Source organism: Lactobacillus hamsteri DSM 5661 = JCM 6256, from assembly GCF_000615445.1.
Classification (GTDB): domain Bacteria; phylum Bacillota; class Bacilli; order Lactobacillales; family Lactobacillaceae; genus Lactobacillus; species Lactobacillus hamsteri.
This window is the reverse complement of record NZ_BALY01000017.1, coordinates 24,990-38,922: the sequence shown is the minus strand read 5'-3', so window position 1 is coordinate 38,922 and position 13,933 is coordinate 24,990. Positions and strand designations below refer to the sequence as shown.

At 32.8% G+C, this 13,933-nt stretch carries 13 protein-coding genes; 8 read left to right on the top strand and 5 right to left on the bottom strand.

What is annotated here, in order from left to right:
- The first annotated feature begins 119 nt into the window (after positions 1-119).
- The 6 genes from JCM6256_RS05580 to JCM6256_RS05555 all read left to right on the top strand — a co-directional run bounded on the left by JCM6256_RS05580 (position 120) and on the right by JCM6256_RS05555 (position 7,980).
- A complete protein-coding gene (locus JCM6256_RS05580; RefSeq protein WP_025080777.1) occupies positions 120-887 on the top strand; it encodes a nucleoside phosphorylase in 768 nt (255 codons plus the stop codon).
- 112 nt (positions 888-999) lie between these two features.
- Entirely contained in the window at positions 1,000-1,179 is a 180-nt protein-coding gene (locus JCM6256_RS05575; protein WP_025080776.1) for a hypothetical protein, read from the top strand.
- 1 nt (position 1,180) lies between these two features.
- The gene (locus JCM6256_RS05570) at positions 1,181-1,783 is read left to right on the top strand and encodes an ATPase (protein ID WP_025080775.1); all 603 of its coding nucleotides are present in this window, start codon (positions 1,181-1,183) and stop codon (positions 1,781-1,783) included.
- 117 nt (positions 1,784-1,900) lie between these two features.
- Positions 1,901-3,316 (top strand): ATP-binding protein, encoded by a 1,416-nt coding sequence (locus JCM6256_RS05565; RefSeq protein WP_025080774.1) that lies wholly within the window; start codon positions 1,901-1,903, stop codon positions 3,314-3,316.
- A 306-nt stretch (positions 3,317-3,622) separates the two neighbouring features.
- Entirely contained in the window at positions 3,623-5,011 is a 1,389-nt protein-coding gene (locus JCM6256_RS05560) for a YSIRK-type signal peptide-containing protein (RefSeq protein ID WP_025080773.1), read from the top strand.
- Positions 4,990-7,980 (top strand): mucin-binding protein, encoded by a 2,991-nt coding sequence (locus tag JCM6256_RS05555; protein ID WP_025080772.1) that lies wholly within the window; start codon positions 4,990-4,992, stop codon positions 7,978-7,980. The genes JCM6256_RS05560 and JCM6256_RS05555 overlap by 22 nt, the downstream gene beginning before the upstream one ends.
- A gap of 57 nt (positions 7,981-8,037) precedes the next feature.
- Here the strand turns inward: JCM6256_RS05555 and JCM6256_RS05550 are convergent, their stop codons facing one another.
- A complete protein-coding gene (locus JCM6256_RS05550) occupies positions 8,038-9,276 on the bottom strand; it encodes a CPBP family intramembrane glutamic endopeptidase (protein ID WP_025080771.1) in 1,239 nt (412 codons plus the stop codon).
- A 132-nt stretch (positions 9,277-9,408) separates the two neighbouring features.
- Between JCM6256_RS05550 and JCM6256_RS05545 the strand changes: the two genes are divergently transcribed.
- On the top strand, positions 9,409-10,305 hold the full coding sequence (locus JCM6256_RS05545; RefSeq protein ID WP_025080770.1) for an alpha/beta hydrolase: 897 nt from the start codon (positions 9,409-9,411) through the stop codon (positions 10,303-10,305).
- Between the two features lie 27 nt (positions 10,306-10,332).
- Here JCM6256_RS05545 and JCM6256_RS05540 read toward each other — a convergent pair whose 3' ends face one another.
- From JCM6256_RS05540 to JCM6256_RS05530, 4 genes are all read right to left on the bottom strand, one after another.
- Entirely contained in the window at positions 10,333-10,938 is a 606-nt protein-coding gene (locus JCM6256_RS05540) for a TetR/AcrR family transcriptional regulator (protein WP_025080769.1), read from the bottom strand.
- Positions 10,939-10,972: 34 nt separating this feature from the next.
- Complete coding sequence (locus JCM6256_RS09885) at positions 10,973-11,620, bottom strand: cupin domain-containing protein (protein WP_051545876.1); 648 nt, start codon at positions 11,618-11,620, stop codon at positions 10,973-10,975.
- Positions 11,621-11,858: 238 nt separating this feature from the next.
- Entirely contained in the window at positions 11,859-12,305 is a 447-nt protein-coding gene (locus JCM6256_RS09880; protein WP_202898316.1) for a hypothetical protein, read from the bottom strand.
- The gene (locus JCM6256_RS05530) at positions 12,298-13,158 is read right to left on the bottom strand and encodes an SIR2 family NAD-dependent protein deacylase (protein ID WP_025080768.1); all 861 of its coding nucleotides are present in this window, start codon (positions 13,156-13,158) and stop codon (positions 12,298-12,300) included. Before JCM6256_RS05530 ends, JCM6256_RS09880 begins: the two co-directional genes overlap by 8 nt.
- A gap of 163 nt (positions 13,159-13,321) precedes the next feature.
- Here JCM6256_RS05530 and JCM6256_RS05525 point away from each other — a divergent pair, with 163 nt between their 5' ends.
- Positions 13,322-13,750: an N-acetyltransferase gene (locus JCM6256_RS05525; RefSeq protein WP_025080767.1), complete on the top strand. Its 429-nt coding sequence runs from the start codon at positions 13,322-13,324 to the stop codon at positions 13,748-13,750.
- The last annotated feature ends 183 nt before the right edge of the window (positions 13,751-13,933 follow it).

The following is a 13,933-nucleotide window of genomic DNA, read 5'->3' as shown; positions in this document are numbered from 1 at the left end:
CAGCACGCTCACAAGAGTGTGCTTTTAATTATATTATCATCTTTTTACTTAGACATCTTGATAAATATTATTTATTTAGTGTTATTAGGGTTAAACAAAAATGAGAAGGGATGTTATATATGTCAGAAGAACCTTTTATTTTAGATTTTGATAAAAACCAACATGCAGTTCTTGAGCCAAATCATGATCAGCTACCATTTCATTTTCACTCAAGATTGCTTTATGCTTTCGTACCCAAGGATAATATTGATGATTTTCTTACTAAGCATCCCCACAAGATAATTGGAGCCTTTGATTCAATTTCTTTTCAACCAAACATTTACGAAGTTGAAATCAATAATGAAAAATTAACTCTCTGCCAAGCTCCATTAGGTGCGCCAGCAGCTGTCCAACTTCTCGATTGGTTAATTTCGTATGGAGTAAAGAAAGTTTTGGCTTTTGGAAATGCCGGAGCATTAGAAGATTTGCCAGAAAATGCGATGCTTATTCCAACTCGTGCAATTCGTGATGAAGGAACGTCTTTCCATTACATGGGGCCAGGCAGATACATAGATTTAAAATCTGAATATTTGTCAGAAGTTGAAAAGGCAGTTAATGAATTTGGTTTAGAATATGATGAAATCACAACTTGGACAACCGATGGTTTCTTTAGAGAAACGCCAAAAAAGGTTGCACAATTCCGCCAATTAGGCGCAGCGACTGTTGAAATGGAATGCGCGGGGATGGCAGCTTGTGCACAATTTAGAAAAATTGATTTTGCTCAAATTTTGTTTACGGCGGATACATTAGCTAACATGGAAAATTATGATGAGCGTGATTGGGGAAGTGAATCTCACAGCGCAGGCTTAGATATTGGTTCACAAGTTTTGGCGAAGATTAAGGAATAGTAAATAAATGCAGTTTACATTTACGTGAGCTATATTTTTATTTGATTCGCAGAAGAGATATTAGTGATTACTAAATGTTATACTTAGTTTAATAATAAAGGAGGTTTTTAGCGTGAATTTTGATCAAACAAATAAAATTGATAAAGAAATTGAAAAATTAGATGATAGAGAATTGCAAGCAAGAATAAATGAGTCTAAAAACCAAGCAGAAAGAAATTTTTGGAAAGCATTACAAGATAGGGCTTTACAGGCTAGACAAAGAAAAGTTATTAATGGTGACTTTATAAGATAATATGAGTAAAGATTTATACATGTTTGCAGGGATAAATGGTGCTGGGAAATCCACCTTATATACAACAGGGATCCAAAGATATCCTACAATTTCACAATCAATAAGAGTTAATGCTGATGAGATAGCTAGAGACAAAAATTGGGATTGGCATGATGGGGTAACAGCTATTAAATCAATGAGAATTGAAATAAAAAGAATTCGAGAATGCATTAATTCATGTAAAAGCTTCAATATGGAAACGACTTTGTCAGGACATTCAAAAACTTATTTGAATATTTTAAATGATGCTAAAAGCAAAGGCTTTTCTACGCATCTATTTTATGTTGGATTAAAGAGTCCTGAATTGGCCATTGAAAGAGTTAAAAATAGGGTTGAAAAGGGTGGACATGATATTCCAGAAGAAATAATAATAAAAAGATATCCACAATCTCTTCAAAACTTGTCAAAATTAGTAAATATGTTTGATACTGTAGACTTATTTGATAATAGTGAAAAATATGTATCGGTTTTAAGTAGAAATAATAAAAAAATCACTTTCATTAATGATGAAGTAGCTGAATGGGCGACAGAGGCAATAAAAATTTCGAAGCAAAAATATAAATAATGCAGTTCACATTTACGTGAGCTGTATTTTTATTTAATTCACAGAAATTGCTTTTATATATAATTACGATTATACTAATTATGATTAGAATAATCATAATTATATTAGGTGGACGATATGAAAAAATTTGTCGCTAGAGAAACTGAACTTACCAACTTGAATGAGATGTATCAAAGTCCTAACTTCGAGATGGCAGTTGTTTACGGAAGACGCAGAGTAGGTAAAACATCTTTAATTAAAGAATTTATTAAAAATAAACCTTCTATTTATATTCAAGGAATTGAGGCTACAAAAGAATTAAATTTACAATATTTATCCGATGCAATTATGGATTTTGAAAATCCGGGTAGAATAAATACACATTTTTCTTTTAATGATTTTCGGGATGCTTTTACTGAAGTAGAAAATATTGCGAATAATCAAAAAGAAAAATTAGTTTTTGTGCTTGATGAATTTCCATATTTTGCTGAATCTGCACCTGAAGTTAGTTCTATATTGCAGTACACAATAGATCATATTTATAAAGAATACAATAATGTTATGCTTATTCTTTGTGGATCTTCGATGTCTTTTATGGAACATCAAGTATTAGGAATAAAAAGTCCTTTATATGGCAGAAGGACAGGCCAATTTAAAATTCGACCATTTAATATTTTTGATACAAAGAAAATGCTTCCAGATATCGATAATGAGGATTTGTTGGCATATTACGGTATTACTGGTGGAGTTCCGCAATATTTGACATTTATTGATCAAAGAATTACGGTTTCAGAAAATATTAATAAATTATTTTTGAAACAAAATGCACCCTTACAAAATGAGACAAATATTTTACTTCAAGAAGAGTTGCGCAAGCCGGCCACATATTATTCAATTTTAGTTGCAATTGCTAATGGCAAAACTAAGGTTAATAAAATTTATCAAGCAATAGGTTTAAAGAGTAGTTCACAGCTTAGTCCATATTTAAATAAATTAATGGAGTTGGAAATAATTGAACGAAAATCGCCAATTCTTGATACCAATTCTAAAAATGGAATTTATGCTATTAAAGATAATATGTTTAAATTCTGGTTTAAATTTATTTCTGGAGAGCAGGATCAAATTGCTTTAGGGAGAACGAATGGCGTACTTGAAGCAATTATGAAAGAATTACCTCGCTTTTTAGGCCCCATTTTTGAACAAGCTAGTATGGACTGGCTTTGGAAGCAAAGTGAATTACCTTTTGAACCACGAAGCATCAAAAGTTGGTGGGGATATAATCCTGTTTTAAAACGCCAAGATGAGATTGATATTGTTGCCGTAAATTTTGATAATTCTGAAGCTATAGTTGGCGAATGTAAATGGCGCAATTCAGATAAATTGAGTCGAGAGATGTTAACTACTTTACGTAATAGAGCAGAATTATTTGGTGAAAAGAATACTATTAAAAATAAGTATTTGTATTTCTTTGTGAAAAAGGATAATAATGATTTTAAAGAACGAGCAAAGAAGCAAAATGTGCGAGTAATTTCATATGGTGATTTTTTTGATTGAAATGAAAAATTATTAAATATTGAAGACATAAATTAATGAGTCTGGGAAATAAGTCTTAATTTGATTTATATCATGATTTTTTAGAAAGTAAAAACACTGATATATCAACGTTTATCTAACGATGATTATCAGTGTTTTCTTTATTTTAGAGTTTTTTCCCAGACACTTGTTTTTTTGTAAAAATCAAAATTTGTTATTTTATTATAAAAAAGTCCATATTTAATACTTACTGATGCAATATAGAGTGCTATAATTGCATTGAAAATTAGTGTTATTTATATAATGAGAAGACTGTGAGTTTTAAATATGGATGCAAAAAGAAAACAAATGGTGGAAGAAATAAGTAAAGAACGTCAACGTTTTAGTATTCGTAAATTGAGTATTGGTGTTGCCTCAGTTTTTCTTGGCACAATGGTATTCTGGGGAACTAATTCAACTGTAGAAGCAGCTGTTGATAATCATTCCTCAGCTCAAACTGTTGAGCAAACTCCAAGCAGCAATAATAGTCATGATAATCAAGAACAAAATACAGAAATTGCTCAAAATAATACTAAAACTATAGAGCAAAATAAAACAGAGTCAAATAATACAACGGCACAGATTCCAGCTATTCATGACAAACAAAAAATAACTGAAAATAATCTTGATAATGAAGCATCAACTGAAACTTTAAAGCTTGAAGGTAATGATAAAGTAAGTCCTGATACTTTAAATAAGATTGTTGCTGAAAATAAGACCGAAGAAAAAAAGGCTACTTTTACAGGCTATGCGCAAATGGTTAATGCCGATGGCAGTAAAAATGCTGCTGCGGATAGTGATAATGGGGTTGAAGTAAATGTTGGTGATCATATGACTATAAAGTATCAACTTTCTAGTTATGGTGATAGTACAATTAAAAATCCAAATTTTATGGTACTTATTCCAAAGGGATTTACGACTGATGGTTTAAAAGACAATGGAAGTGCTGCAGATAATCCTTATACCATTAATAAACTTGGAAAAACTACTAATGGTGAAGAAGCTTATTGGGTAACTACTAAAACTGCACCGGATGGTAACGGAAAAGAAATTCAATTAAAGGCAGATTTAACGGCAACTGATAAAGATTTAGATGGTCGAAAACAGACTTATAATGTATGGAATCAATTAGTTTTTGCTGATGCTCATGATTTAAATTATAATTTGCCAGAAGGTTATGGTGGTGGGAATACTACTGTTACATTAACTGACGGAAGAAAATATATTTTAGCAAAGTTTACAAATGGGATTCAAAATTATCAGGCAGGACGCATAGTTTATAACATTATTCCTGGAAAAAATGCTGCTGATAGTTCAAAATATGAAGTTAAAAATGTTAGTGCCCAAGCAGTAGATGGTAGTACTGATCAAGAATCTGGTTCAGAAAAATTAAGTTTTACTATCGTATTAAATAAGCCAATTGATGATCAAGATTATATTGATGTAGATATGGGATTGACTGAGGAAAATGGTTCGATCCGTCATTATGATAATCAATTGTCGAAAACTATTGCTATTAAATATAAAGGTAGTGTAGTCGGCAAGGCATACAATATGGGGGATCATTATCGTTTAGTGTTTAATGATGACGAAACTAATCGATATATTAATACAGCTGACCCATCTAATCCATTTATCATTGAATTAAATTTGAATTGGGTTTCAGGAAAAAATTAGCAACATTAAATGATGATCCTACCAATCATCCTATAGTCTATCAATATACTGAGGATGAAAATAAAGATCAAAAATCTTTTATGTATACTGCTAAAAATGATATTCATATTGGAGATAGAACTTTTAGTAGTAATTTACAGGTTCCTGGTAGATATATTTCAAATAAAAAGTTTATAAAATCAAATAAAAATACTTCAATAAGTGAAAATACTTATTTTGCAAGAACATGGGATCCAGAAAATAAAGTTTCAGTTAATACATATTTCTCTAATAATGATACATTTTGTCCAGCAGAAGCAGATGGTAATAATTTTGATGTTACGATTACCGTAGGTAAAAGTCCTATTTTCACATATCAGTGGACGTCAGCTGAAGAAGCAGAAAAACAACTAAAAGACAATTTGGCATATTATCAAAAAGATAATTTAAACAATGAAATTAGAAACGAAAGTGGACTATATTTATCTAAAGATACTGAGAAATTTGATCAAATAAAATCAGATATTAATGTTACTGTAGATACTAGTGACCAAGATGGCATTTTAACTCATATTTATCATGTAAGATGTTCTAATCCTAATGTTAAATTTAGAGAAGAGGATTGGTTATCATGGTTAAATGTTAGTGCTTCAGGCTTCACATTACCAAGTGGAATTGAAACTTATGACCAAGATGTTAAAAGGCAACAACCTGGAAAACATTATAATTTTAATGGTTCTGCTTTAACTGATAATGAAGCTTTGAGGGATGCCGTTAATAATACTTTAGGAATTGGATACAAAATTGAAGCTATAAAACCAGATGGTTCAAAAGTTCAAACTAATGTTGGAATTAATTCAACAGACGGGTCTGCACGTTACGATTGGCATGCAGCAATCTTTCGTCAAACTTTACCACTTTCAGTTGAAAATTCTGCAAGTGCGAGTGAATTAAGAAAAGTTTTTCTTAGTTTTAGAGATATTGCTTCACCAAATGCTGACTTACCAAATGGCACGTTTACAGCTCAAGGTGGAGAAGGAAACAAGATTGAATTTTCAGGGGCAAATAATTACCTTAATTATTTAAAACAAAGTGATAATTATTTACTTGATCATGTTGTGTCATCAAATCACAATAATGAAACGCAATTAGCCTTTCCATCAGGTAATGATAAATATAATCTTGATAAATTTGCTTGGGGGAAATTTGAGAATACTAATGCAAGTCGATTTATAGTTTACCTGAAAAAGAATAGTGCAAGTTTTAATATCCATTATATTGATGTAGGAAGAACTAATAAAACTTCAGGTTTTACATCAAAAGATGAAAATGTGATTGATAATGGTAGTCATGATATTAAAGTTAATAGTCCACTTAATTCGTCTTATGATGTAACTGGTTCACTTTGGAAACCAGAAGATTATGAAAAAGAGGGATTTGAATTAATCCAAGAGCCAGAAAAAATTGGTAAAGGTATTATGACCGATACAATGCCGGATCAATATATTTACTTAAGGCATAAGATTACAAATATTAGCAAATCTAAGACAATTCATGAAAAAATTAAATATTTGTATGAAAATGGTACAGAAGCTTTCCCTACTTATCAAAAAGATATTACATTTAATCTTAGTGGAAAGTATGATGGCCATGATAAACAAAATTTTGGTATTTCCTGGAATCCAAGTACTGACCAAACTTTTGCAAAGGTTTTAATTCCAACAAAAGCCGGATATAATTTTACTTCAAAGAATGATAATTTACCTGCAGATAAAAATATTGAATATAAAGAAGGTAAAAATGTGTATATTAAGGAATTTGATAAGATTAATCCAGATTCTGAAGATATCAATTTAACGGTTATATATACTAAGGCTAAAAAACCAGTTCGTAAATCTAGTTACAATATCCATTATATTGATATAGGTGAAAAAACTTTCCCTACTAACAAAGTCCAATGGCAACCTTCTGATGGTAATGAAATATTGGAACATAAGATTTCTAATATCAATGGTAATGTTGATGAATTTTCAAACGTAACTAACATGCTTTGGAATTATAGTGAAAATTATGTATTAGTATCTGCTCCAGCTGATCTTGCTAAAGCTAAATTTACACAAAATATGCCGGATCAATATGTATATTTGAGACGAAAAGAAAATAATGATGTGCAGCCAGAAAAGATTTCAAAACAAATAACAGAAATTGTTAACTATATTTTTGAAGATGAAAATGGTAATGAAATAAGACATCAATCCTTCTCTTCAAGCGTATCATTTAGTGGTTTCCGTCCAGCTGGTTCAACTAAAAATTATACTTGGACACCGGATTCATTTATATTTAAATCTATTCCGATTGATTCTCCGAATAATTATGATTTGATTTCAGTTGCACGTAATGATAAAGAAAAAACGAATGAATTAGGTTTATCGAAAGATGGGGAGAAGCAAATTAATGCAGTAAAAGTTATTCCTAACGATTCAGATGTAATTATTACTGTTATTTTCAAAAAACAATCTTCTCCAAGTCAGTCAAACGAAATTATGCCAGATTCAAAATCACAACCAACTACGCCATCACAAGATACAGATCCCATTGTTCCTACACAACCTAGTGAACCAGAACAACCAACGCAGCCGCAAATGCAAAGTAAATTGTCTGATAAAACTGTGATTAGAGATATGTCAACAGAGAATCATAGTTCATCTGCAAAGAAAAAGTCGAATAAATTGTACAAAACTACTGGTGTTAATAATCAAAAAGTTGAGAGTTTAACTTATCGCCCATTAAGAAGTTCTATTTCAGTAGCGCAAACTTTTCATTCTTCAAATGGTGTAAGAGAAGAGTTATCGAAAGAAAAATTAATTAATACAACAAATCAGTTGCCTGAAACTGGTGAAAAACAAAACAAATTTACTCTTGTCGGTTTAGCTTTAGTTTCAATTGCTGGGTTGATTGGCATGGCTGTAGACCGTAAACGTAATAATTAATATTATTTTTTATAGATAATAACCAAAAAAGGCTTGAGAAAATCTCAAGTCTTTTTTCTATCTTGCCATGACATCTAACATGGTGAGAGTCTGATAACTATTCATATTAAGTAAACGATCCGCATTTTCTTCCATAACTTGTCGGCGATCGCCATACATCATCCAAATTGTTACGGCTAATCCAAAAATTAATGGGATAAAAGTTGTTGCCCAATCCGCGAAGCTTCCACTCCAAGTAGATGATGAAGCCCAGCCAGATTGCAAGTTGATTAAGTAATCAGTAAAGAAGTGTGCAATCATTGTAATCCATAATTTACCTGTGTAAAGATAAGCAACTGCCCAAATCATTGCGCCACTTACTGCAATTACTTGGCTGATCGTTGCTAAAAATGTTTGACCATTCACGCCAACATTGCTTAAATGACTTAAAGCAAAAAGTAATGTTGAACCATATACGACAATTGGCACGCGCCATTCTTTAAATTGATTAAAGCCGGCAAGTAAAATGATCATCCAAATGTAACGTTCGGCTTCCTCAAGAATGCCAGGCTCTAAAGCTGAAGTAAAGTTAGGTAATGTAAAGTACTTAGCTTGTAAATCGACATAACTAGAAAATAAAATTGAAAGCAAATTATCGCCATTGCCACCAAAATCATTCCACCAAACATCGATTATAAGCAAAACAATTAAAGCGATAAAAACGCTCCATTTGAACTTACGGCTTGGAACAAATTTTAAGTTCGGATTGAAACGATAGCCCCAACTGTAACCTAAGAAACATGCCAAAATAAGTAATGCAAAAGCAGAAACTACGCCTTGATCATTAAATGTATGGAAAAATGGTAAATGTTTAATCTGCAATGCAATATCCATGCCATATTGGCAGTCTAAAAAACTAAAGGCAATTAAACGCAAGAACCAATTTTTAATATAGTCTGCTGAAGTCATGACAATTGGAACGAGCAAGACTAGCCAAAAGAGCCATAAAATCAAAATAGTTAATGGTGCGATAATTGGTAATTTAAATAGTAAAAAGTTGCCAGTGATCGACCAAACCGAACAAAATTCATAGGGTAAAATAATAATATTTCCCCAAACAGCGCAGTATTTCAAGGTTTGATTTTTATCTTGAAAACGATTGAGTGCTAAGATAATTAACAATAATCCAGCTGTAAAAAATTCCGAATGAGCTTGTGTAGCGCCTAAAATCAAATAAATGATGGCCGCATAAACTATTTCAACATTTAGAATATTTTGCCAGATTTTTTTATTCCAATGTAAAATATCAAAATCCATTTAATCTCCTCCCAAAGATGCTTTCTATTATACCCTTTGATGGGGGAAGAGGATGATTATTTTTCCTTGTTAAAACAGTCAGAAAAATATAGAATTTATTATGTAAGCGCATTCTGAAAAGGAAGAATAAATATGATTGATAAAAAAACTTTAGAAGCTGTTGAAGAATGGCGAGCCGGTTGCAAAGAAAATGATGATAGGCGAGATAGCGGTTTGCCACATGATATTCCAGAAGTAAAAAGAATCGACGATATTCAATATGGTGAAGATCCCAAATGGAATTTACTGGATTTATATTTACCAAAGAACGTTGAAGATAAGTTGCCAGTAATTATCCAAATCCACGGTGGCGGCTGGATTTATGGTACAAAAGAAACCTATCAATTTTATGGCTTAGGAATGGCCAAGCGTGGTTTTGCATTTGTAAACCCTAACTATAAATTGGGACCTGAAGCCACTTTTCCAGAGGAACTCGATCAAGTTAATGAATATGTTCACTGGGTAGCTGATCATGCCGATGAATACAATTTAGACAAAAACAATGTCTTTTTAATTGGAGATTCAGCCGGTGGTCAAATGGCAGAACAATACACGGCTATTTTGACTAATCCAGAATATCGTCAAAAGTTTGGCTACGAATTAACTGATTTAAAATTTAGAGCTGTAGCTCTGAATAGTCCAGCAACTTTTATGCTTGATCCAGGAATGATTATGGATATGACGACTGCCTATTTTAAGCCAGAAATTATGGCCGATGAAGGTAAAAGGGATTTGCTTAATGTTGAAAAATACATCACAAAGGCCTTTTTACCAACCTTTATTAGTACCGCAAATCGGGATTTTATTCATGATTGCGCGGTTCGTTTAGACGGCTTTTTGAGAGCTAAAGGCGTTGAAGTTATTCAAAAATCATGGGGTGATGAAAAACATTCCGAATCGCACGTTTTCTTAATTAATCAAAAAGATGATTTGGCTAAAGAAGCTAACGACGAAGAAGCGGAATTCTTTAGAAAGCACATGGTTAAATGAAATTCATAATGAACAAAAATGATCAGCCTACTTAGATTGATCATTTTTTAAATATTTATATCCCGCTTCAGTAAAACGATTGAGCAATTGCACATCGTGTGCCCATTTCTTGTCTTTGATAAAATGGTGCGCACGGTTTACGGCGAAGGAACCATGAATGATATATAAAAATAAGGTTTCTGTATCTTCTTGACTCAAGCCAGCCTTTTTCATGATTGAAGGAATGACGTAATTGCGCTCATGCGCCATAATTCGGCCGATGATATACTCACTTAAATCAGGATCAAGTAGCAACAGCTGATACTTTTCGGAATCACCGACACGCTGGCAAGCAGGGAGCAATGATTCATTCTTTTTGAGATAATCAAATGAAAGTTCTTCATTAGTAGGAGCCGGATTGCTAGTTAAGTCAGTGCTTAAAATTGCGTCATCAAGGACATCATTTAAAACATCGGTGATGGTATTGTAATGCAAATAAAATGTTGACCTTGTAATTTCCGCCTGACGACATAATTTTGCAATCGAGATTTTATTGTAACCTTCAATTTTGACTAAATCTAAAAATGCATCTTTAATTAGTTGGATTGTATAAATTGTTCGACGATCGGTTTTTCTTTTTTTAATTTCTGCCATAAATAAACTCCTTAATGCAATTATACATAGAAGTTTATTTAACTGCTAAACGTTCGATTAATTCTCTCTGATCTGGGAAAAGTTGCAAGAATTTATCAAGACGAGGAACCATGATTGCGCCATTAGCATTGGTTGGAATATCTGTGCTGATTTGAGAAAAGCCCACGCCGTTGCTGTCGGATGATTCGATAGCTACGAAAGTTCCAGGATCAGTGTAAAAACCATGAACTTCGCCGTTTTCTTTGTTAAGGCCAAGTTTAACTTGATAGTATTGACCTTCTTGAGTAAAGCAATGGGCAATTGCGGCATCACCATAATTGTACATCCATGATTGACCATATTCGACTGTGTGAAGATGAGAAGGATGATCTTTGTCGATGGTCAAGTACATTGGGAAAGTTCCTGGACGAGTAGGAGTATCTACCATGTAATTTGGATAGAAAATCTGCATTTCTTCTTCTTGCTTGGCCTTTTCTTCTGGAGAAAGTTCTGGCTTTGGTTTTACTTTTTCAGGGCCGACTGTAGTTGAACCATTACTTTTGCCCGTCAATAATTCCTTAAAAGCGAGGCCAATGGAGGAAGAAAAGCCGATAGAACGATCTTTAATTTGGTCAGGAATAAGGAGTTCGCCTTTATTGATCGTGATGTAATGACTATTTTTGTCAGCGGCGACAAGCTGCATGCTAGGTGCTTGATCATTTGATTGCGGGGACCAATACCAAGTTCAAGAACAAGTAAATTTTTGTCTTCATATTTTTCAATAAATTCTTGGAATTTGTTGAGGCGTTCTTTGTTAATTTGAAAATCGTCACCGATAATGTTTGGTTCTAATGGTGCACCACATTTGTCACAAACTGGCAAGTCGTCTTCAGTTAAAGTACCAGCTTGATCCTTTTCGTAGATTTCATGAATCTTGGAACTTAATGGAAAGATGCCGTGCTCATCGGGATGCTTGCTACAGACGGCTTCAAGAGAATTTCCTTCAACTTCCAAAGTGTTGTGTAAACCCGCAAGATCAAAGTGGTGCTCAGTGTTTGATGTCCAAATGAAGTAGGCTTATTGCCAATAATTTCTTTTAAATCAGACATGTAAGGCGATTCTTCATAATTGTTAAAGTAATATTCGCCAATTCTGGCTAAAACGCGCCAATGTTCAACTGGGGATGGATATTGAAAATTACCGGCCATAATTAAATTAGGCAAGTGATATTTTTCAACGATATCTTCACCGATAACCTCGCGTAATTTTTTGTCGTTAGCAAATAAATTGTAACCTTCAGAAATAGAAAAGCCATTGCTGGCGGTTACTAAAATTGCATCCGCATTTTCGAGCCATTCGTGGGCTAATTTAACTGCTTTTTTAGTCATTATTATTTCCTCCAACTCTCTCAGCTGCTTGTTTTAAAACTTCATTGATATCATCGCCAATTAATAAGGAACGATCCTTGATTACCGGATTAGTTAGGGCATCTTTAGGATTGATATTAATATAGAAAGAATTTTTCATATATTTAGTCATTTCCCAGAATGGTTCTTGGATAAACATTGGCGTCATGCGGCCAACACCCATTTCAAGGAAAAGAATCTTTTTACCACGATACTTGGCTAAGAATTTATTAACCTTTTGGTATTCTTCGTAGTAGCGGTTGTCTTCAAGAAATTCGGGACCACGGGCCCAAACTTGTAACGTTGAACCATTAATCGGACTTGTAGGAATGTATTTTTTATCTAAACGGTGATCCTTAATTTTAGACAAAAGATCAGTGACTATTTCTTTGGCATCGTATAAATTCTTATCATTGCTGGTATCTTTACTTTGCATGAAATACCAGGAACCTTGAATTTCACTAATTTGATCGTCAGGGTAGTAACGTTTAAAAAGACCATCTTGGTTTGTGGTAATAATATGAGTGGGTTTATTTTGAAGCAAGGTTTTGAGGTAAGTGTAAGTAGGTTTTTGTGGTGGAATATTAAAAATCATATCCCATGCGATTAGTTGAAACGCCCATTTTTCTTCTAAGGAATCAAAACGGGTATAGAAACCATTGAAAATACCGTTGAAATAGTATTTATCATAATAGTATTTAAGGTGTTTCATAAAAAGCGGACTAGCTTCATACCAAAAATTCATGCCAGCCGCGTTAGACATCCCTGAGCCAGCACCGACTAAAATGGCATCAGCTTGATTTACTTGGTTGATTAATTCTTGAATTTTATCCATTTTATTCTCTTTTCTTGATATTATGTTTAATTAAAGACACACTGTAGTGAACTTTATGAAAAAAGAATAATTTAAAAAGCAAAAGTAATTAAGAGCAGTTTTTTACAAATTGTATAGTTCACTACACTTTTTAGAAATGTGTAATGAACTTTTGGAGGGAAAGATGATTAGGAAGGCAAATAAAAAAGATTTAAATCGTTTAATGAAAATCTGGTTGGATAGTAATCTTGACACGCATGATTTTGTTCCAGCTTCATATTGGCAAAATCATTATGATGAAGTGAGAAATGCGCTTTTACAAGCAAATGTTTTTGCTTACGAAGATAATGACAAAATTTTAGGTTTTGTCGGGATGATTGATCATTATTTAGCTGGGATATTTGTTGATGAAAAGTATCGCGGACATGGGGTTGGAACAAAATTGCTAGCTTATATTAAGCAGAATTATGATAATTTCAGTCTGCATGTTTACGAAAAAAATAAAAGGGCGGTTAGTTTTTATATTGCGCAAGGGATGAAGATTTCTATGATAGATATTGACCAAGATACTAATGGAAGGGAATATAGTATGGAATGGAAAAATAACTTGTAAAGGAGTCAATTCATGATTATTAAGAATACGATTTATGGTAATAAAAAAGGATTACTTGATCCGAAAGTCAAAGCAAGATTAGATCCTGACAATCTTTACGATGAGAAGAATATCGAACATCCTGTTACATAGAAAATATTAATTTTAAATCTATGCGTGGCGAATATCCGAAAATTAAAACAG